Below are 19,816 nucleotides of genomic sequence, written 5' to 3' on the forward strand. Positions count from 1 at the left end.
CAGTCCCTCACATCCCCAGCCCGCCCTCCGTCCGGTCGAGAATCATCGGGATGATCAGGTCCTCCTCGTCGTCGAGGTGGCGCAGCAGGCCGGCGAGCAGGCGGTCCGCCTGGTCGGCGTAGGCGTCCGCCGAACGGCGCAGGGCGTCCTGGTCGGTCTCGGGCTCGAGAAGGAGGGCGCGGGCGCGCTCGGCGGTGACCTCGAGCGCGTGGTGGATCGCCTCGTGGTCGCCCTCCAGCACGTCGAAGCCGCGCACGAGCCGCGCGTCGGCGGCGCGGAACAGCGGGAAGTAGGCGTGATCCTCGATCTGGTGGTGCCCCTCCAGCTCGCCGAGAAAGAGCCGCAGCCGCGGCGCGAACCACCCCCGGAACGGCCCCGCCGCCACCTCGCCCTCGCGCAGCGCCGTCGTCGCGCCCTGGAGCGCGCCGCCCAGCTCGCGGAACATGTCGTGCTTGGCGATCCAGAACCGCGCGGTGGCGCCGAGATTCGGATGCGCCGGCCAGACCTCCCGCGGGTAGCGGTCGAGCAGCACGCGCAGGTCGGCGGGCCAGCCGAGGCGGGTGTCGAGGGAGAGGGGGGTGTGCTCGGTCATGCGTGCTCCGGCGACGTTCTCCTCGACGTAGCAAGCACCCGTGCCCGATGAAAGGCCCGGCGGGGGCGTGCAGGGATCGTCTTGCCTGGGCGCAAGACGGCGTCGCCTCGCACGCGGGCGGCCGTGATCGCCCCGTTCCGGTCGCATCACTCCCCGACGGCCGGCACGAACTCGCGCAGCCCGACCGACATATCGACGAGGCTCGGGAGGGCCGTGCCCCAGGCCAGCGCCGAGACGATGACGGCGCCGATGATCAGCGGCGCGAGGATCGCCGTCATCAGCGCGATGGCGAGCTGCCGCCACCAGCCGCTCGCGGCGCGGACCTGCCGGATGATCTGGGACTGGAGAATCCGGTCTCGCAGCCCGTCCATCTCCGTCTTGAGATAGCTTCGTGCCGCATCGTCGAAATACGTCGCGGCCTCGTCGAGGAGCTTCTTGAAGCGGACCTCCGGCAGATCGGCGACCCAGTCGTCGATCTCGCTCTGCGTCGGCGCTCGCCCCGCTCGAGCGCGAAAGAGGTCGATCCAGTGCTTCCGTTCTTCCGCGAAGACGGCGTAGGCGATCATCGTCACGGCCCGCGCGGAATCGGCTCGCGCGAGCAGGTGCTCGTAGACCTCGCGCTCGCTAGCGGGCATGGCCGTCGAGCTTGAAGAGGTGGTGACGATCGTTGGCGTCGCGAAGAGCGGCTTCGACGCGCTGGATCAGCGCGTCCTTGCGTTCCCGATGAAGGTCACGCCCTGCGGCGACGTTCGCGCGGATCGCTGCCGAGGGGCGTGGCGGCCCGACGTCGGTCTCGCCGCCGGTCTCGCCGCCGGAGGAGCGCATCACGCGGTGAACGAGAGGCAACATCATTCCTGCTCCTGTCGACGTCGAAATCAGACTGACATGCGCGCCGGTTGGTAGCAAGCGAATTAATGCAATCCCGCGCCCACCTTCACGCCCCATCCCAACCCCGTCTCCCCACCCCTTCGCCTTCCCCCGCCGCCCGCGCCCCCCTAGGCTCCGGCACCACACCCATCCCCCGCCCGGAGCCCGCCCGACATGAAGATCACCGCCATCCGCGACGTCGTCGCGCCGATCAAGTCGCAGATCGCCAACGCCTACATCGACTTCTCGCTGATGACGGCCTCGGTTGTGGCGATCGAGACGGATCTCGTCGTGGAGGGGCGGCGCGTCGTCGGCTACGGGTTCAACTCGAACGGTCGCTATGCGCCGCAGGGGCTCCTGCGCGAGCGCTTCATCCCGCGCCTGCGCGAGGCCGCGCCCGACGCCTACCAGGGGGCGGACGGGTTCATCGACCCGCACAAGGCCTGGGGCCTGATGATGAAGAACGAGAAGCCCGGCGGGCACGGGGAGCGCTCGGTGGCGGTGGGCGTGCTCGACATGGCGCTCTGGGATGCGCTGGCGAAGGCGCATCGCGTGCCGCTCTGGCGGCTCCTCGCGGACCGCTACAATGGCGGGCGCGCCGACGAGACCGCCTGGGTCTACGCCGCGGGCGGCTACTACCATCCCGGCAAGGGGCTCGACGCGCTGCGCGACGAGATGCGCTCGTATCTCGACCGGGGCTATTCCACCGTGAAGATGAAGGTCGGTCTCGTGCCGCTCGCGGAGGACCTCGCCCGCATCGAGGCCGTGCTCGACGTGCTCGGCGGGGACGGGTCGCGGCTGTGCGTGGACGTCAACGGCCGCTTCTCGCTCGAGGAGGCGATCCGCTTCGGCCACGCGATCGCACCCTACGGCCTGCGCTGGTACGAGGAGCCGCTCGATCCGCTCGACTACCTCGAGCACGCCGCGCTCGCCACGCTCTACGCGCCGACCTTGGCGACGGGCGAGAACCTGTTCTCGCACCAGGACGCGCGCAACCTCATCCGCCACGGGGGCTTGAGGCCTGATCGCGACATCCTGCAGTTCGACCCGGCGCTCTCCTACGGGCTCGTGGAATACCTGCGCACCCTCGACGTGCTCGCCGCCCACGGCTGGTCGCGCCGGCGCTGCGTGCCCCATGGCGGGCATCAGTTCGCGCTGAATATCGCGGTGGGGCTCGGGCTCGGCGGCAACGAGAGCTATCCGGACGTGTTCGCCCCCTTCGGCGGCTTCGCCGATGGCACGCCCGTCGCCGACGGCCGCATCGCGATGCCGGAGGTGCCGGGCGTCGGGTTCGAGGCGAAGAGCGCGCTGTGGGACGTGATGCGGCCGCTGGGGGAGGGGTAAAATCCGATCGTGTGAGTGAAATTATACAAAACACGTTCGTGATCGGATTTACTCTTCAATTCCGGCCGTGTGCGCGTTATCTCCTGCCGGCCACAGGAGAGACGCCATGCCCGCCGCCCGCACCCCGAAGGTTCACGTCATCCACGAGAACGACGCCTGGGTCGTGCCCCTGCGCGCGGCCTTCGCGGAGCTGGGCACGCCCTACGAGGAGTGGTTCCTCGATCGCGGCGTGCTCGACCTGCGAGAGGCCCCGCCGGAGGGCGTGTTCTACAACCGCATGAGCGCCTCGTCGCACACCCGCGGCCATCGTTACGCGCCGGAATACACCGCCGCCGTGCTCGCCTGGCTCGAGCGCCACGGACGCACGGTGGTGAACGACAGCCGCGCGCTGCGGATGGAGGTGTCCAAGGTCGCGCAGTACGAGGCGCTCGCCGCCCACGGCGTCGCGACGCCGGACACGCTCGCCGTCGTCGGTCGCCAGGGCATCGCGGAGGCCGCCGAGCGGCTCGGCTTCCCCCTGATCCTCAAGCACAACCGCGGCGGGAAGGGGCTCGGCGTGCGACTCTTCCTGTCGGCGCCGGCGCTCGCGGAGCACCTCGCCTCGGAGGATTTCGAGGAGCCGCTCGACGGGATCACGCTCGTGCAGCGCTACGTGAAGGCGCCCGAGCCCTTCGTCACCCGCCTCGAGTTCGTCGGCGGGCGCTTCCTCTACGCGGTGCGGGTCGACACGTCCGAGGGCTTCGAGCTCTGCCCGGCCGACGCCTGCACGGTGGAGGCCGCCCGCGAGGCGGCGGCGATCGGGGACGCGGCCTGCCCGGCGGTGGCGCCGGCGGACAAGTTCACCGTCGTGCCGGGCTACGAGAACCCGGACATCCCCGCGCTCGAGCGGATGCTGGCGGAGAACGGCATCGGCGTCGCCGGCATCGAGGTGATCGAGGACGCGGAGGGCCGGCGCTTCGCCTACGACGTGAACACGAACACGAACTACAATCCCCAGGCGGAGGCGAAAGCCGGCGTCTCCGGCATGCGCGCCATCGCCCGGCACCTCGACGGGCTGCTCGCGGGCCTGCGCCGCGCGGCGGCCTGAGGCGGCCGCCGGGCTTGCGCTCAGCGGTAGCGGCCGTGCCGCTGGAGGACCTCGATCTGGTAGCCGTCGGGGTCCGCCACGAAGAAGAAGCGCGCCATCAGCGCGCCCTCGCGCTCGAAGGCCACGATCCTGCGCGGCGCGAGGCCGAGCGCCTCGAAGCGGGCGTGCTCGGCGTCGAGATCGTCCACCGCGAACGCCACGTGGCCGTAGCCGTCGCCCAGCGCGTAGGGCTCCGTGCGCCCGTGGTTGATGGTCAGCTCGAGCTCGAAGTCGGCCTCGTCGTTGCGCAGGTAGACGAGCGTGAAGCCGTCGAAGACGAAGCGGTCCGCGACCGCGAGCCCGAAGGCACGGGCGTAGAACTCCACCGAGCGCGCCTCGTCCAGCACGCGGATCATCGCGTGTATCGCCTTCGCCATCCCGTCCCTCCGTCTTCCTCTTCATGCGACGCGCCGGGAGAGAACCGCCGCACGCCCGCCGCCGCCATGCGTCGCGAGGTCGCGCGCCGGGAGCGTGCGCGGACGAACCGGTGCGCCGCCCGCGGCGTTCATCCCGCTCGCCGAGGCAGCCGGAGGAGCAGCGAGGGGACATGGAGCAGGACGTCGCGCTCGCCGTGGTCGTTCTGGTGGCCGGGGGCGTGGCGGCGCAATGGCTCGCCTTCCGCTTCGCGCTGCCGGCGATCGTCATCCTCTTCGCCGCCGGCTTGGCGGTCGGGCCCGGGCTCGGCCTGATCGATCCGTCCGAGGCGATGGGGCACAACCTCCACGCCTTCGTCGGCCTCGCCGTCGCGCTCATCGTGTTCGAGGGCGGGCTCGCGCTCAACTTCAAGGAGCTGCGCGCGGCGGGGCAGGGGGTCGTGCGCCTCACCGTCTTCGCCCTGCCGCTGAACTGGCTGTTCGGCGCGCTCGCCGCCCGGCTCATCGGCGGGCTGGACTGGGGGCCCTCGATCCTGTTCGGGGCGATCATGGTGGTCACCGGCCCCACCGTGATCCTGCCGCTGCTGCGCCAGGCGCGCCTCAAGCGCCGCCCCGCCTCCTTCCTCAAGTGGGAGGCGATCGTCAACGATCCCGTCGGCGCGATCCTCGCCGCCGCGGTGCTGGAATTGATCCTGCTGCTGCGCTGGGGCGACGACGAGGCGCTGCTCGAGGTCGGGCTGCGGCTCGGCGTCGGGCTCGCGCTCGGCGTCGCGCTCGGCGTCGGCGCGGCCTTCCTGGTGCGCCGCCTCTTCGTGGCGGACCTGACGCCGGAGATCCTCAAGACGCCGATCCTGCTCGCGCTGGCGCTGAGCGTCTACGCCATCGCGAACATCGCCATCAGCGAGGCGGGCCTCGTGGCGGCGACCGTGTTCGGGGTCACGCTCGCCAACATCGACGTGCCGGGACTCTCCGAGCTCAAGCGCTTCAAGGAGGGGCTCGTCGTCCTCATCGTCTCGACGCTGTTCATCGTGCTCGTCGCCGATCTCGACACCGACGTCCTCGGCGCGCTGTCCTGGCCGATCTTCCTGCTGACGCTCGCGATGCTGCTCGTCGTGCGCCCCATCGCCACGGTCCTCGCCACTCTGGGCAGCGACCTCGACTGGCGCGAGCGGGTGCTCGTCGGCGCCATCGCCCCGCGCGGCATCGTCGCCGCCGCGGTCGCCGGCCTCGCCGGCCTGCGGCTGGCGGAGGTGGGCTACGTCGAGGCCGCGGTGATCGAGCCGATGGTCTTCGCCGTGATCGCCACCACGGTCGTGATCCACGGCTTCGCGCTGCCGCCGCTCGCCCGGGCGCTGGGCCTCTCCACCGGCGACGAGCCGGCGGTCGCCATGATCGGTGCCTCGCCCTGGGCGGTCGACCTGGCGCGGGCGCTGAAGCAGGCGGGCGTGCGCGTCGTCCTCCTCGACACGTTCAGCGGCGCCACCCGGCGCGCACGGCGCGCGGGGCTCTCCGCCATCACGACGCAGATCCTCTCGGAGGAGGCGGAGGAGCGCCTGGCCGAGAGCCCGATCGACTACGCCCTCGTCGCCACCAGGGACGACGTCTACAACGCGCTCGTCTGCGCCCGGCTCGGCCCGGACCTCGGTCGCGAGCGCGTCTTCCAGCTCCCCGCGGCGGGAACGCTCGACCTCGCCCACGAGCTCGACCGGGACTGGCGTGGCAAGCTCTTCGGGCGCATGCCGTTCGCCGAGTACGAGCGGCGCTGGGAGGAGGGCTGGCGCTTCGCCGCGGAGCCGGCCGCGCGCGCGATGGCGCCGGACACGGACGAGGCCGGGCTCGTGTGGGTGCGGGGCGGGCGCGTGCTGTTCGAGAGCCGCGAGGAGAAGGACGGCTCCGGGCTCGAGGACGGCATCGCGGTGGTGTTCCTGCCGCCGGCGACCGTGACGCGCGCAGAGGACGCCGGGGCCGAGCCCGTGGGCACGACCGAGCCGCTCAACGCCGCGCGATCGCGTGGAAGAACGTCCCGCTGACGGTGCCCACCCGGTGCCCCGCGGCGCCGAGATCGCCGCCCTCGGCGTCCACCATGTCCGCGAACGCGACCTCGCGCGCCTCCTCGCGCGCGACGATCGAGGCGTAGTGGAACTCGTGGCCGACGAGGCGCGTGCCGGCGGCGCCGAGGAGGCCGTCTTCCAGCAGCGTCGCGAGGCGGTAGCCGAGGTTGAACCTGCGCCTGGCGAAGCTCGTCTCGACGGGCAGGAGGCCGAGCATCTCGTGGGCGACGCCGTCCGCGTCGGTCAGCGCGCGGCCGAGCGTCATGTAGCCCCCGCACTCGCCGTGGACCGGCTTCGTCCGCGCGAAGGCCCGCACCCCGGCGCGGAAGCGCGACGCCGCGGAAAGGCGGCCGGCGTGGAGCTCCGGATAGCCGCCGGGCAGCCAGCAGACGTCGCAATCCGCCGGCGGCGGCTCGTCGGCCAGCGGCGAGAACGGCACGATCTCGGCGCCCGCCGCCCGCCAGGCCGCGAGATGGTGCGGGTAGACGAAGGAGAAGGCGTCGTCGCGCGCCAGAGCGATGCGCTGCCCGGGCGGGGGGATCGCGGCGGCGTCGGCGGCCTCCGCGAGTCCGCGGGTCGGGGCGGCGGCGGCCAACACCGCGTCGAGGTCGACGCTCGCCGCCACCGTGTCGGCGAGCGTGTCGAGCCGCGCCGCGAGGTCGGCGGTCTCGTGCGCCTGGACGAGGCCGAGATGGCGCTCCGGCAGGGCGAGCTCCCTGTCGCGGGCGAGCGCGCCGAGCACCGGCATGCCGATGCGCGCGAGCCCGTCCTCGACGAGCCGGCGGTGCCGCGGGCTCGCGACCTGGTTGAGAACGACGCCGGCGATCGCGATGCGCGAATCGAGCCGCGCGCAGCCGAGCGCAACCGCCGCGGCGGACTGGGCATGGCCCGAGACGTCGAGCACGAGCAGGACCGGCCAGCCGAAGAGCGCGGCGAGGTCCGCGCTCGCGCCGGTGCGGCCCGTCTCCCCGCGCACACCGTCGAACAGGCCCATCGAGCCCTCGGCGATCACGATCTGCGTGCCCGCGAGCGCCCGCGCGGCGATCGTCGTCATCGTGGCGTCGGCCATGGCGAACGAGTCGAGGTTGACGCTCGGCGCGCCCGTCGCGGCGGCGTGGAAGGCGGGGTCGATGTAGTCCGGCCCGTTCTTGACGCCGCGCACGGCGAGCCCGCGGCGCGCCAGCGCGCGCTGCAGGCCGAGAGTGACGGTCGTCTTGCCCGAGCCCGAGCGCGGGGCGGCGACGAGAAGGCCCCGGGGCGCTCGCGCCGTCATCCGCCGACCGCCGCGCGGAAGTCCTCGAGATGCGCCGCGATCGCCTGCCGGAAGGCCGCGATCGCGCCGATGGCGACGATGGCCGGCGAGGCGACGGCGCCCGCTTCCGCGAGGGACGGCAGCTCCGCGAGCGGAGCCTCGAGCAGCGTCTCGCGCGCGGTCGTCGCGCCGTGGACGACGAGGCTCGGCGTCGCCGGCGAGAGCCCGCCGCGTATCAGCGCGCGCGCGATGGGCGAGAGGTTGGCCACCGCCATGTAGAGCACGATCGGCACGCCGGCGCGGGCGAGGGCGGCCCAATCGACGCTCTCGTCGTCCTCCGCGCAATGACCGGTCGCGAGGATCACGGCGTGGTTCGTGTCGCGCGTCGTCGCGGGCACGCCGTGCTGGGCGAGCGCCGCGAGGCCCGACGAGACGCCCGGCACGATCCGAAACGCGATGCCTGCCTGCGCCAGCGCGAGCGCCTCCTCGCCCCCGCGCCCGAACACGAACGGGTCGCCGCCCTTGAGCCGCAGCACCCGCTTGCCGGACCGGGCGAGCGCGATCAGCCGATCGCAGATCGCGTCCTGGCGCGCCGAGGGCTTGCCGCCGCGCTTGCCGGCGTATTCCAGCACCGCGCCCTCGCGGGCGAGGCCGAGCACGCCCTCGCCGATCAGCGCGTCGTGGACGACGACGTCGGCCTGGGCGAGGGCGTTGAGCGCGTGCACGGTGAGCAGTCCCGGGTCGCCGGGGCCGGCGCCCACGAGCCAGACGGTACCGGGCGAGAAGACGGGGGTGAGGCGCGAGAGGTCTGTCATGCGGGCCTCCGGACCGGCTGCGTGCGCTGATTTCGGCGGTGAAGTCCCGCCTTGCTTCGTGTACAGGACCGCGCATGAGCGATCCATCCCGCGACAGCGGCGAGACGGCTGCGCAGAGCCCTTCCGATCCCGACGCCGCCCTCGGCGCGCCGCCCCCGGGGCCGCTGCGGCGCGGCTGGACGACGGGGACCTGCGCGACGGCGGCGGCGAAGGCCGCCTTCGTCGCTCTGCGCACGGGGGCGTTTCCCGATCCGGTGGAGATCGTGCTCCCGCAGGGCGTGCGCGTCGCCTTCGCGCTCGCGCGTCACGAGTCGGGGGAGGGGGGCGCGGTCGCGGGGGTGATCAAGGACGCCGGCGACGATCCCGACGTCACCCACGGCGTCGAGGTGCGCGTCACGGTACGCCCGGGCCCGCCGGGCAGCGGCGTCGTGTTCCGCGCCGGCGAGGGCGTGGGCACCGTGACCCGCGCCGGCCTGCCGATCCCGCCGGGCGAGCCGGCGATCAACCCGATGCCCCGGCAGATGATCCGCGCCAACCTCGCCGAGGCCGCCGCCGCGCTGGGCGAGGATCCGACGGGGGAGGGGTCGCCCGACGTCGACGTCGAGATCGCCATTCCCGGCGGGGAGGCGATCGCGCTGAAGACGCTCAACCCGCGGCTCGGCGTGCTCGGCGGGCTCTCGGTGCTCGGCACGACGGGCATCGTCGTGCCCTATTCCTGCGCGGCTTGGATCCACTCGATCCACCGCGGCATCGACGTCGCCCGCGCGGGCGGCCTCGTCCACGTCGCGGGCGCGACGGGGTCGACCTCGGAGGAGGCGGTGAAGCGACTGCACGGGCTTCCCGATCAGGCGCTCATCGACATGGGCGACTTCGCCGGCGGCATGCTGAAGTACCTGCGCAAGAACCCCGTGCCGCGGGTGACGATCGCCGGCGGCGTCGCCAAGCTCGCGAAGCTCGGCCAGGGCATGCTCGACCTGCATTCCCGCGCGGGGCCGGTGGACATGGCGTGGCTCGCCGAGCGCCTGGCGGAGGCCGGCGCGCCCGCCGAGGTTGTGACGCGAGCACGTGAGGCCAATACCGCCCTCGAGGTCCTGCGCCTCGCGCGGGGGCTCGGCCTGCCGCTCGGCGACGTCGTCGCGGCGCACGCCTGGAAGACCGCCGCCAAGGCCCTGCGCGGCGCGCCGATCGCGCTGGAGGTCGTGGTCTTCGACCGCGACGGAGCGCTCGTGGGACGCATGCCGTTCCACCCGGTCGTCTAGGGCACGCGCCACCTTCCCGCAGGGGAGGACGGAGGCCGCAGGCCCGAGGGTGGGGCGGGCGGCGATGCCGCTCGCCGGGACGGTCGAACGGCCCCACCGCCCGCGCTTCGCGCGGACTCCTCCCCTGCGGGGAGGACGCGGAGTCGGGCGTGGCATCGAGGTCACGCTCCGCCCTCCCATCCCGGCCTGAACCGCCGGTCGTAATCCGCCGCGTACAGCCGCGAGCGGGCCTCGCCCGCGCCCGCCAGCGCCGGACCGACGAGGATCAGCGCGGTGCGCTCCAGCTTCGCCGCGCGCACCGCCGCGGCCAGCTCCGCGAGGGGCGCGCGGATCACGCGCTCGTCGGGCCAGGAGGCGCGCCAGACGACGGCCGCCGGGCAGTCCGGCCCGTAGGCGGGGAGGAGGTCGTCGACCACGTCCTCGATCACGTGAATCGAGAGGTGGATCGCGAGGGTCGCCCGCGACTGCGCGAAGGTCGCGAGCCGCTCGGTCTCGGGCATCCGCGACGCGCGGCCGGGCGTGCGGGTGAGCACGACGGACTGTGCCACCTCCGGCACCGTCAGCTCGCGCCCGAGCGCAGCGGCGGCGGCGGCGAAGGCGGGGACGCCGGGGGTCACCGTCCAGGGGATGCCGCGGGCGTCCAGCGCCGCGATCTGCTCACCCATGGCGGACCACACCGACAGATCGCCGGAATGCAGCCGCGCCACGTCCCGTCCCGCCGCATGGGCCCCCTCGATCTCGGCGAGAATGGCGTCGAGGTCGAGGGGCGCGGTGTCGACGATGCGCGCGCCCGGCGGGCACCAGGCCAGGATTTCCGGCGGGACGATCGAGCCGGCGAAAAGGCAGACGGGGCAGCGCTCGACGAGGGCGCGCCCGCGCACGGTGATGAGGTCCGCCGCGCCGGGGCCGGCGCCGATGAAATGCACGGTCACGGCTCGTCCTCCCGGGAGCGCGCCAGCGCGCAGGTGACCCGCGCGCCGGCAATGCGCGCGAGGAGCAGCGTCGCGCCCGCGCCGGCGGCGGCGAGCGCCGCCGCCTCGGCCACGGAGCCGACGTCGTGCGCCGCCTGCGCGCGGGTGGAGCAGGAGACGACCCCGCCGGACGCGCTGCGCAGGACCTCGGGCGGGACGGACTCGATGGAGAGCCCGAGCAGCGCCGCCGCCTCCCCGAAGGCGGGGAGCGCCACCCGCGCCTGCGCCGTCGCGAGTCGGTCGGCGCGTGTCCCGGCGCGCGCCAGCGCCTCGCGCACCAGATCCGCGATCTCGGCCGCGCTCGCCGCGGAGGAGAAGCCCACGCCCGCCACGATCACGGCTTCACCCCGATCCACTGCGTCACCGGCATCGCCGCCCGCCAGCCGTGCATGCCGCCGACGGGCTCGAGCCGCGAGACGGCGAGGCGGCGCATGGTCCCGCCGTGCTGCGCGTGCAGCGCGGCGAGCCGCGCCTCGGTCTCGAGCGTCACCGCGTTGATCACGAGCCGCCCGCCTGCGGGGAGGGCCGCCCAGGCGGCCTCGACCACGCCCGCAACGGTCGCGCCGCCGCCGATGAAGACCGCATCCGGCGCCGGCAGGCCGGCGAGGGCGTCGGGCGCGCGGCCGGCGACGATGCGCAGGTCGGGCGCACCCAGCCGCGCGGCGTTTCCGGCGATCCGCTCCACCCGGTCCGCCCGCGCCTCGATGGCGACGGCGCGGTTCGTCGGGTGCGAGAGCATCCATTCGATGCCGATCGAGCCCGAGCCGGCGCCGATGTCCCACAGGAGCCCGCCCGCGCGGGGGGCGAGGGCGGAGAGGGTGATCGCGCGAATCTCCGCCTTGGTCAGCTGGCCGTCGCTCTCGTACCAATCGTCGTCGCGCCCTGGGACGAGCGGGACTATCCGCGCGTCCGGCCCCGCCGTGACGGTGATCGCGACCGTGTTGAGCGGGTCGATCGCCTCCAGCCCGAAGCCCTCCGCGCGCGCCCGGCGCACACGCTCGCGCGGCCCGCCCATCGCCTCCAGAACGACGACCTCCGAGCCGCCCATGGCGCGCTCCACGAGGAGCGCCGCGAGCCGCACGGGGGTGGTCTCGTCCCACGACAGAGCGAGCACCCGCGCGCCGGGCTGGAGGTGCGGCACGATCCGCTCGAAGCTCCTGCCGTGCAGGCTCACGCAGGCGACCTCCGGCAGCGACCAGCCGAGCCGCGCCGCCGCGAGGGAGAAGGCCGAGGCTTGCGGATAGGCCGCGATTTCCGCGGCCGGGATGCGGCGCGCCAGCTCGGCGCCGACGCCGTAGTGGAACGGGTCGCCGGTGGCGAGCACGCAGGTCGGCCGGCCGCGGCGGGCCTCGATGGCGGCGTAGCCGTCCGCGATCGGGCTCGGCCACGTCAGCGTCTCGGCGCGGAGCGGCGCCGCGAGCGCGAGATGGCGCGCGCCGCCCACTACGAGCCCGGCCGCGTCGAGCGCCGCGGCGGCGGCGGGGGAGAGGCCGGCGCGCCCGTCCTCGCCGATGCCGACGATGGACAGCCAGCGCGCGTCAGATGATATGTCGGGCATGACGATCCTCCTCCTCGGCGGCACCACGGAAGCGACCGCGCTCGCGCATCTCCTCGCCGCGCGCCCGGACCTGTCCGCGATCCTCTCCCTCGCCGGCCGCACCAGCGCGCCCCGCGCCATGCCGATCGCGACGCGCATCGGCGGCTTCGGCGGCGTCGAGGGGCTCGTCGCCCACCTGCGGCGAGAGAGGATCCGCGCCGTGGTCGACGCGACGCATCCCTTCGCGGCGCGGATGTCCCGCAACGCGGCGCAGGCCTGCCGCATCGCCGGCGTGCCGCTCCTCGCCCTCGTGCGACCGGAATGGGCGCCCGGCCCCGGCGATCGCTGGACGATCGTACCGGACATGGCGGGTGCCGTCGCGGCGCTCGGCGAGGCGCCGAAGCGCGTGTTCCTCACGGTGGGGCGGCTCGAGCTCGCGGCCTTCGAGGCCGCGCCGCAGCACGCCTATCTCGTGCGCACCATCGATCCCGTGGGCGCGGTCGCGCTGCCGAGCCTCGTCGAGATCCGCGATCGCCCGCCCTTCGACGAGGCGGCGGAGCGGGCGCTGATGCTGGCCGAGCGCATCGACGTGCTCGTCACCAAGAATTCCGGCGCCGCCGCGACCCGCCCGAAGCTCGATGCCGCGCGCGCGCTCGGCCTGCCGGTGGTCGTCGTCGCGCGCCCGCCGCGCCCGGAGGGAGTCGAGACAATCGCCGCCCCGGAGGATGCGCTCGCGTGGCTGGAACGCGTTCATGTGCCCGCTCCGTAGCTGCGCGGCGTCAGCACCCAGGGTGGAGCATCGCCGGGGCGGGGGATCAGCCGGGTCGTCGAGGCGCCGACGATCACCAGCGTCGCCATGTCCGCCTCCTCGGCGCGGGCCTCGGCGACGGTGCGGATCGTCAGCCGCTCGTCCGGGCGGCCGACGGCGCGGGCCAGCAGGATCAGGTGCTCGGGCGCGCGCACCTCCCGCACGATCTCGAAGGCGCGGCCGAGTTGCCAGGGGCGGGCCTTCGAGATCGGGTTGTAGAGGCAGATCGCGAGATCGGCCTCCAGCGCGAGGCGAAGCCGCTTCTCCACGACCTCCCAGGGCTTGAGGTTGTCGGAGAGCGACAGCGCGCAGAAATCCCCGCCGAGCGGCGCGCCGAGCCGCGCGGCGGCGGCGAGCATGGCGGAGATGCCGGGCTCGACGCGGACGTCGAGCGCCCGCCAGGCGGGATCGCCCGCCTCCAGCGCCTCGAACACCGCCGCCGCCATGGCGAAGACGCCGGGATCTCCGCCCGACACGACCGCGACGCGCCGACCCTCCGCGGCGAGCGTGAGCGCGTGGCGGGAGCGGTCGATCTCGACGCGGTTGTCTGAGGCGTGCTTCGTGAGCCCGGGACGGTCGGGCAGGCGGTCGACATAGGGGAAGTAGCCCACGACGTCCGACGCCTCGTCCAGTGCGCGCTGCGCGGCGGGGGTGATCCAGTCCGGGTCGCCCGGGCCCAGGCCGATGATGGTGAGGCGCCCATGCACGAGAGGATCGGTCACGGCCGCCTCCCGTCGCCCGGCACGATCACGAGCGAGAAATACGGTGCGACGTGGTCGTCCGGCACCTCCGCGACCGGAACGACCCGCTCCGCCGCCATCGTGGCGCGCTCCACGTAGACCGCCCGGCCCCCGAGCCCCGCCTCGGTCAACGCCTCGCGGACCTTCGGCCAGTTGCGGCCGAGCTTCATGACCACGGCGGCGTCGGTTTCCCGCAGGCGCCGCGCCAGCTCGGCCGCGGGGAGCGTACCGGGGAGTACGGTCAGGACGTCGTCGCCCCAGGTGATCGGCGCGCCCGCCGCCGTCCACGCGCCCGACATGGCGGTGATCGCGGGGATGGTCTCGACCGGGACGCGGTCCTTCAGCCGCCGCCAGAGATGCATCCACGAGCCGTAGAAGAAGGGGTCGCCCTCGCAGAGCACGCCGACGCTGCGCCCGGCCTCCCGCTCGGCGAGGAGGCGCGCGATGCAGTCCTCGTAGAAGCCGGCGAGCGCCTGCGCATAGGCCGGGTCCTCCACCGCGATCTCGGTGGTGACGGGGTAGACCATGGCGATCTCGCGCGTCGGATCGACGCCGATCACGGCGTCCGCGATCGTGCGGGCGTTGCCCCGCCGGCCCGCCTTGCAGAAGTGGGCGAGCCGGTCCGCGCGCTCGAGGGCCGTGCGGGCGCGCACGCTCATCAGGTCCGGGTCGCCCGGCCCGAGCCCGATGCCGACGATCGGCGCGCCCATGCTCATGCGCTCGCTCATTCGACCGCGCTCGCGAGCGCGTTGATCGCCGCCGCCGTCATGGCCGAGCCGCCGCGGCGGCCGTGGACGACGACGAAGGGCACGCGCCCGTCCCTTGCCAGAGCCTCCTTCGATTCCGCCGCGCCGACGAAGCCGACGGGAATGCCGATCACGGCCGCCGGCCGCGGCCAGCCGGCGTCGAGCAATTCCAGCAGCCGGAACAGCGCGGTCGGCGCGTTGCCGATGGCGACGAGGGCGCCCTCCATGTGCCCGCGCCACAGCTCCATGGCGCCGGCCGAGCGGGTGTTGCCGATGGCCTCGGCGAGACCCGGCGTGCGTGGGTCGTCGAGGGTGCAGATCACGTCGTTGCCCGCGGGCAGCCGCGCGCGGGTGACGCCGTTCGCCACCATCTTGGCGTCGCACAGGATCGGCGCCCCCCGCGCGAGCGCCGCCACCCCGGCCTGCGCGAAATCCGGCGACATCTCCACGTCCTTGGGGAGGTCCGTCATGCCGCAGGCGTGGATCATGCGCACCACGACTCGCTCCGCCGCGCCCTCGAAGCGCGAAAGATCGGCCTCCGCGCGGATGATGGCGAAGGAGCGTGCGTAGATCGCGCCGCCGTCGCGGATGTAGTCGTGACCGCTCAAGGCTCGTGGTCTCCGAATGCGGCGGCGAGGCCGCGCGGGTCGCTCGTGCGCCGCAGGACGGCGGCTATGGCGTGGAGGGGGAGGGCGATCATGGGCGCGTCGCCCGCCGCGCCGCCGGGGATCACGTCGTAGCGCCCGTCCGGCCGGCCTACCAGGGTGAGATCCGCCGCGCGGGGATGCGCGCAGCCCTTCGGGCAGGCGGAGAGGTGAATGCGCGCGCCCGCCGCGGCGAGGGGCTTCATGTCGTTCACGAGAGCAAGCGCGTCGCGCGGCGCGGCCGTGTTCCCTCGGGCACAGGCCGGCGTGCCGGGGCAGGCGACGAGCGCGAGGCGGGGGTCGGCGGGATTCGTGACGAAGCCGGCGTTCTCGGCCGCGCGGGCGATCCGCTCGGCGGCGCCGGAAGCGAGATGCGGGATCAGGATGCCGCGGGTGACGGAGAGGCGGACCTCGCCTGCGCCGTGCGCCTCGGCCCACCCCGCGGCCAGGCGCAGCTGCGCGGCGGTGGCGCGCCCGAAGGGAAGGGCGAGGAGGAGGGCGCAGGCGCCGATGAAGCCCGCGACGCGCTCCCCTCTCCCTCGTGGAGAGGGGCTGGGGGTGTGGGGCGTCGGGCCGGGTTCGACGGGCGTGGATGGTCGCGGTGGCTGATACGGCGCAGCATCGGCGTTTCCATCGTCCTGCACTCCCCACACCCCCGACCCCTCTCCACGAGGGAGAGGGGAGAGCGTCGCGCCCGGGGCGAGCGCAGCGACCTTCCGGGTGAGCGTCTCTCGCGCCGGCTTCGCGAGATCGCGCATCCGGCGGGCGTCGCCGCGATCATGGGCGAACGCGGAGACGATGCCGGCTACGGCCCCAGCCGCATCGGCGAGCGGAACGGGCCCATGCCACACATACCCGTCCCCCGCCGCGAGCCCGATCGCGACCCCGCCCGCCGCCGCCGCGACCCACACGTCCGCCCCCGGCTCGAGCCGCAGCGTCCCGCCGTCGTCGACGGCGACGTAGAACTTCGCCGGCAGATCCGCGGCGACGTCCCCGATCCGCGCCTCGATCTCCGCCGCCAGCGCCGCGGAGTCGAACGCCGCCGCCGGGTCGATGCCGGAGAGCGGCGAGACCAGCGTCAGGCGGTAGGGTCCAGCGCCGTCGCCTTCCAGCAGCCCGATCGCCGAAAGTCGTTCGAGCACAGCGGCATGCGTCGTCTCGCTCACGCCGCGGATCTGAAGATTGCCGCGGGCGGTGACGTCGAGGAGGCCGCTGCCGCAGGCTTCCGCCGTGTCGGCCAGCCCCTGCGCCTGCGCCGCCGAGAGAACGCCGCCGGGTGGGTGGACGCGTACGAGGAGGCCGTCGCCGGTCTCCATCGGGCGGCGCGCCCCGGGGCACCAGCCGCGTCGCATCGAGACGGCGCTCATTCCGCGGCCTCCCGGTTCGCGCCACCGGCGAGCGCCGCCGCGACCGAGTTCGAGCGCGTCACCCACAGGCCCCGCCGCAGCGCGTCCGCCAGGCGCTCGCGGATGGCGGCCTCCGCCGGGGCGTTCGCCTCCCGCAGCCGGGCGTTCACCGCCTCGTCCGCCACCAGTGCCGAGAACACCGCCTCGAAGGCGTGGGAGGACACCGCGTCCGTGGTCGCCGCGAAGGCGTAGAGCGCGTCGACCCCCTGCGCCAGCTCGGCGGCCCCGCGCCAGCCGTGTCGCAGGCAGCCCTCGATGAAGCGCGCGTTGGTGAGGCGCCCGCGTACGATCCGGTCGATGTCCTCGGGCACCGTGCGGGCCTTCGGGGCCGCGCGGGTCGTGTCGAGGCTGTAGAGCGCCGGCGCGGCGCCCAGCATCTCGGCGGCGGCGGCGAAGCCGCCGACCGCATCCGGTATGGCGTCGCCGTCGAGGAGGTCGCGCTCGGCGACGTCCGTCGTGTGGACGAAGGCGTCGGCCGCCGCGACGCGGGCGTCGAACGAGGGCTCCGCCGCCCCGGCGCCGCCCGCCCCGTAGGCGTGTGAGGTGTTGACGAGGTAGGCGCGGCCGAGATCGACGCGGGTCTCCCAGCTGCCGTCGAGCGCGAGGCTCGCCACCCCCGCGCCGTTGTCGCCGGGCGCCGGGCCGAAGACGCGCGCGAGCGACGCGCCGGCGCGGCGGGCGGCGGCGAGCGCGTTCCAGTCGTCCGCCTCCTCGCGCGCCGCGACCGCGCGGGCCGCCTGGTCGAGCAGCGCGAGCTGGTCGGGAAACGTGTCGCGGAAGGCGCCGGAGACGCGCACCGTCACGTCCGCGCGGGGATGGTCGAGCTTCGCGATCGGCAGGATCTCGAAGCCGGTCACCCGGGTCGTGGCCTCGTCCCAGACGGGCGCGACGCCCATCAGCGCGAGCGCCTGGGCGATGTCCTCGCCGCCGGTCCGCAGCGTCGGCGAGGCCCAGAGGTCCATGACGATGCGGCGTGGGTAGTCGCCCTCCTCCTGCTGATGCCGTCGCACGATCTCGGCGGCGGCGCGGCGTCCGAGTTCCGCGGCGGCGCGGGTGGGGATGGCGCGGGGGTCGAGGGTGGTGAGGTTGCGCCCCGTCGGCATCACGTCGACACGCCCGCGCGAGGGCGAGCCCGCCGGGCCGGGCGGGACGAAGCGGCCGTCGAGGGCGGCGAGCAGGCCCGCGCGCTCGCCGACGGCGCTCGCGCGGTCACCCGACACGCCGAAGACGTGGAGCCCGTCGCGGAAGGCGGTCTCGGCGAGGTCGCACAGGTGGGCGTCGAGCCGAGTCAGCGCCTCGTCCATGGGCGTGCCGGCGTCGACGCCGCAGGCCTGCGCGAGGCCGCTCGCCCGGGCGCGCTCGAGGATGTCGGCGGCGACGAGGGCGGCGCGGCGCGGGTCGAGCACCTGGGCCGACGAGAACTCCTCCACCCGCTCCTTCAGCGCCGCGGTCTCCCCGTCGAGCCCCGCCTCGGCGACGTCGGGCGTCAAGTGGCCGATCGTCACCGCGCCGATCCGGCGCTTCGCGGGAGCCGCCTCGCCGGGGTCGTCGACCACGAACGGGTAGACGACGGGCGTCGCGCCGGTGAGGAGCCGCGGCCAGTCGTCGGGGGCGAGCGCCACGGCCTTACCGGGGAGCCATTCGGTCGTGCCGTGGGTGCCGAGATGGATCAGCGCGTCGATGCGCTCGTGCTCGGCGAGGGCGGCGTAGAAGGCGCAATAGGCGTGGGTCGGGGGAAGGTTGGGGTCGTGGTAGGAGTCCTTGCGGTCGCCGCGTCCGCGATCGGGCTGGAGGGCGATCAGCAGCTTGCCTACGCGGATCACGCGGAAGACGAACGCGTCGCCCTCGCAGGCCGGATCGTCGGCGGGTGCGCCCCAGGTTTCGGCGAGCTCCGCCCGGCGGGCGGCGGGCAGGCGGGCGAGCCGGGTCTCGTAGGCGGGGAGCGGGACCCGCAGCGTCTCCGGCCCCGCGAGAAGAAGCGGGATCAGCGCCTTGGCGTCCACCGCGCGCGCGGCGTCGTAGCCGGCATCCGCGAGGAGATCGAGGATCGCCGCCGCGCTCGCCGGCGTGTCGAGTCCCACCGCGAAGCCGGTGCGGCCGCCACGGGCGGGGTAGTCTGACAGGACGAGCGCGAGCCGGCGCTCGACCCGCGGCGTCGCGGAGAGCCGCGCCCAGGCGGCGGCCTGGTCCGCCACGGCGTCGATCCCGGCGGGGTCGGGCGCGCTCTCGCGCCGGGCGAAGGCCAGCGCCGGGTCCGGCGCGGCCTCGGCCTTGAAGGCGATCGGCCCGGCGACGATGCGGCCGTCGAACTCGGGGAGCGCGATCTGCATGGCGAGATCCGCCGCCGAGAGCCCGCGCTCGGACGCCGCCCAGGCGTCCCGCGTCGTGCCGACGGGGATCGCCTGGATCACCGGGCAATCGGCGCCGTCGAGAACGAAGCCCGCGCCCTCGCGGGCGGAGAAGGCGGTGGTGGCGAGGATCACGGCGGGCTTGCGGGCGGCGAGCGCCCGGCGCAGCACGCCGACCGCCTCCGGGTCCTTCAGGCTCGACACCGCGAGCACGAGCGGAGCGAGCCCCCGTGTCGCCAGCGCCTCCGAGAGCGCCCGCGCCGGGCCGGTCTCGCCGGCGAGAACGGCCGAGCGGTAGACCAGGATCGGCGCGAGCGGACGGTCCGTGGGCAGGCGGGAGAGCGCCGCCTCGGGCGCCTCCGGCCCGTGCTCCGGCGACCAGGCGAAGCCCCGCGGCGTCGGGATCGGCGGAAGGACCGCCCCGCGCCGGCCGGCGAGCCAGGCGTCGATCCCGGCCAGCAGCCGGCCCATGTTCTCGACGCCGCCGGCGGTGAAGTAGGCTTCGAGCGCGTCGCAGCAGGCCTCTGGGACCGTGGAGAAATCCGCCAGCCGCGGGTCCGGGCGGTCGTCGCCGGGGATCACCGCCAGCGCCGTCCCGTTCGCCCGCGCGGTCTCGGCGAGCCGCTCCACCCCGTAGCGCCAGTAGTCGAGCCCGCCGAGGCAGCGTACCAGCACGAAGCGCGCCTTCGCGGCCGTGTTCTCGACCCAGAGGTCGACCGAGAGCGGATGCTTGAGCCGCCTCAGGGAGGCGAGGCGCAGGGACGGCTCCCCCGGCGTGCCGGCACGCGTCGCACCCCGCGCCGCCGCGAGCGCGGAGAGGTCCGAATCGGCGAAGGAGAGCACGAGGACGTCGCCGGGCGGTTGGGCCAGGTCGACGGCGCTCTCGCCCTCGTCGAGGGAGACCGTGCTCGCGGGCAGGAGGTGCATGGCGGGCGG

At 74.6% G+C, this 19,816-nt stretch carries 19 protein-coding genes; 5 read left to right on the forward strand and 14 right to left on the reverse strand.

Annotated elements, in window-relative coordinates:
• Nucleotides 1-7: 7 nt before the first annotated feature.
• The 3 genes from ACTZWW_RS05830 to ACTZWW_RS05840 form a co-directional block, all read right to left on the reverse strand.
• Entirely contained in the window at nt 8-592 is a 585-nt protein-coding gene (locus ACTZWW_RS05830) for a hemerythrin domain-containing protein (protein ID WP_444780001.1), read from the reverse strand.
• Nucleotides 593-738: 146 nt separating this feature from the next.
• Nucleotides 739-1,227 carry a hypothetical protein gene (locus ACTZWW_RS05835; RefSeq protein ID WP_444780002.1) on the reverse strand — a complete coding sequence of 163 codons (489 nt, stop codon included), beginning with the start codon at nt 1,225-1,227 and terminating at the stop codon, nt 739-741.
• A complete protein-coding gene (locus ACTZWW_RS05840; RefSeq protein ID WP_444780003.1) occupies nt 1,217-1,444 on the reverse strand; it encodes a hypothetical protein in 228 nt (75 codons plus the stop codon). The genes ACTZWW_RS05835 and ACTZWW_RS05840 overlap by 11 nt, the downstream gene beginning before the upstream one ends.
• A 189-nt stretch (nt 1,445-1,633) precedes the next feature.
• Here ACTZWW_RS05840 and ACTZWW_RS05845 point away from each other — a divergent pair, with 189 nt between their 5' ends.
• Nucleotides 1,634-2,803, forward strand: a complete 1,170-nt coding sequence (locus ACTZWW_RS05845; RefSeq protein WP_444780004.1) for a mandelate racemase/muconate lactonizing enzyme family protein — start codon at nt 1,634-1,636, stop codon at nt 2,801-2,803.
• Between the two features lie 106 nt (nt 2,804-2,909).
• Complete coding sequence (locus ACTZWW_RS05850) at nt 2,910-3,890, forward strand: ATP-grasp domain-containing protein (protein WP_444780005.1); 981 nt, start codon at nt 2,910-2,912, stop codon at nt 3,888-3,890.
• A gap of 20 nt (nt 3,891-3,910) precedes the next feature.
• On the opposite strand, the gene ACTZWW_RS05855 is transcribed toward ACTZWW_RS05850, so the two are convergent.
• Nucleotides 3,911-4,306 (reverse strand): VOC family protein, encoded by a 396-nt coding sequence (locus ACTZWW_RS05855; RefSeq protein WP_444780006.1) that lies wholly within the window; start codon nt 4,304-4,306, stop codon nt 3,911-3,913.
• A 170-nt stretch (nt 4,307-4,476) separates the two neighbouring features.
• Here ACTZWW_RS05855 and ACTZWW_RS05860 point away from each other — a divergent pair, with 170 nt between their 5' ends.
• Complete coding sequence (locus ACTZWW_RS05860; protein WP_444780007.1) at nt 4,477-6,333, forward strand: cation:proton antiporter; 1,857 nt, start codon at nt 4,477-4,479, stop codon at nt 6,331-6,333.
• Here ACTZWW_RS05860 and ACTZWW_RS05865 read toward each other — a convergent pair.
• Both ACTZWW_RS05865 and cobA read right to left on the reverse strand, forming a co-directional pair.
• Nucleotides 6,296-7,627: a cobyrinate a,c-diamide synthase gene (locus ACTZWW_RS05865; protein ID WP_444780008.1), complete on the reverse strand. Its 1,332-nt coding sequence runs from the start codon at nt 7,625-7,627 to the stop codon at nt 6,296-6,298. The genes ACTZWW_RS05860 and ACTZWW_RS05865 overlap by 38 nt on opposite strands.
• Complete coding sequence (gene cobA / locus ACTZWW_RS05870; RefSeq protein ID WP_444780009.1) at nt 7,624-8,421, reverse strand: uroporphyrinogen-III C-methyltransferase; 798 nt, start codon at nt 8,419-8,421, stop codon at nt 7,624-7,626. Before cobA ends, ACTZWW_RS05865 begins: the two co-directional genes overlap by 4 nt.
• 74 nt (nt 8,422-8,495) lie before the next feature.
• Here cobA and ACTZWW_RS05875 point away from each other — a divergent pair, with 74 nt between their 5' ends.
• The gene (locus tag ACTZWW_RS05875; RefSeq protein ID WP_444780010.1) at nt 8,496-9,680 is read left to right on the forward strand and encodes a cobalt-precorrin-5B (C(1))-methyltransferase; all 1,185 of its coding nucleotides are present in this window, start codon (nt 8,496-8,498) and stop codon (nt 9,678-9,680) included.
• Nucleotides 9,681-9,841: 161 nt separating this feature from the next.
• Here ACTZWW_RS05875 and cobM read toward each other — a convergent pair whose 3' ends face one another.
• The 3 genes from cobM to cbiE are packed head-to-tail and all read right to left on the reverse strand — an operon-like array spanning nt 9,842 to nt 12,209.
• Nucleotides 9,842-10,612, reverse strand: a complete 771-nt coding sequence (gene cobM / locus ACTZWW_RS05880; RefSeq protein WP_444780011.1) for a precorrin-4 C(11)-methyltransferase — start codon at nt 10,610-10,612, stop codon at nt 9,842-9,844.
• Nucleotides 10,609-10,989, reverse strand: a complete 381-nt coding sequence (locus tag ACTZWW_RS05885) for a cobalamin biosynthesis protein (protein ID WP_444780012.1) — start codon at nt 10,987-10,989, stop codon at nt 10,609-10,611. Before ACTZWW_RS05885 ends, cobM begins: the two co-directional genes overlap by 4 nt.
• Entirely contained in the window at nt 10,986-12,209 is a 1,224-nt protein-coding gene (gene cbiE / locus ACTZWW_RS05890; protein WP_444780013.1) for a precorrin-6y C5,15-methyltransferase (decarboxylating) subunit CbiE, read from the reverse strand. Before cbiE ends, ACTZWW_RS05885 begins: the two co-directional genes overlap by 4 nt.
• On the opposite strand from cbiE, the gene ACTZWW_RS05895 reads away from it, so the two are divergent.
• Entirely contained in the window at nt 12,208-12,957 is a 750-nt protein-coding gene (locus tag ACTZWW_RS05895) for a cobalt-precorrin-6A reductase (RefSeq protein ID WP_444780014.1), read from the forward strand. The two genes, cbiE and ACTZWW_RS05895, sit on opposite strands and share 2 nt — an antisense overlap.
• On the opposite strand, the gene cobJ is transcribed toward ACTZWW_RS05895, so the two are convergent.
• Genes cobJ through cobN form a run of 5 tightly spaced genes read right to left on the reverse strand, consistent with a single transcriptional unit; the run spans nt 12,939 to nt 19,807 of the window.
• Complete coding sequence (cobJ, locus tag ACTZWW_RS05900; protein WP_444780044.1) at nt 12,939-13,703, reverse strand: precorrin-3B C(17)-methyltransferase; 765 nt, start codon at nt 13,701-13,703, stop codon at nt 12,939-12,941. The two genes, ACTZWW_RS05895 and cobJ, sit on opposite strands and share 19 nt — an antisense overlap.
• 11 nt (nt 13,704-13,714) lie before the next feature.
• Entirely contained in the window at nt 13,715-14,464 is a 750-nt protein-coding gene (locus ACTZWW_RS05905) for a precorrin-2 C(20)-methyltransferase (RefSeq protein ID WP_444780015.1), read from the reverse strand.
• A complete protein-coding gene (locus tag ACTZWW_RS05910) occupies nt 14,461-15,090 on the reverse strand; it encodes a precorrin-8X methylmutase (RefSeq protein ID WP_444780016.1) in 630 nt (209 codons plus the stop codon). Before ACTZWW_RS05910 ends, ACTZWW_RS05905 begins: the two co-directional genes overlap by 4 nt.
• On the reverse strand, nt 15,087-16,493 hold the full coding sequence (gene cobG / locus ACTZWW_RS05915) for a precorrin-3B synthase (RefSeq protein WP_444780017.1): 1,407 nt from the start codon (nt 16,491-16,493) through the stop codon (nt 15,087-15,089). Before cobG ends, ACTZWW_RS05910 begins: the two co-directional genes overlap by 4 nt.
• A complete protein-coding gene (gene cobN / locus ACTZWW_RS05920) occupies nt 16,490-19,807 on the reverse strand; it encodes a cobaltochelatase subunit CobN (RefSeq protein ID WP_444780018.1) in 3,318 nt (1,105 codons plus the stop codon). Before cobN ends, cobG begins: the two co-directional genes overlap by 4 nt.
• Between the last annotated feature and the right edge of the window lie 9 nt (nt 19,808-19,816).

The sequence above is a fragment of the Salinarimonas sp. NSM genome, assembly GCF_052380005.1.
Lineage (GTDB): Bacteria > Pseudomonadota > Alphaproteobacteria > Rhizobiales > Beijerinckiaceae > Salinarimonas.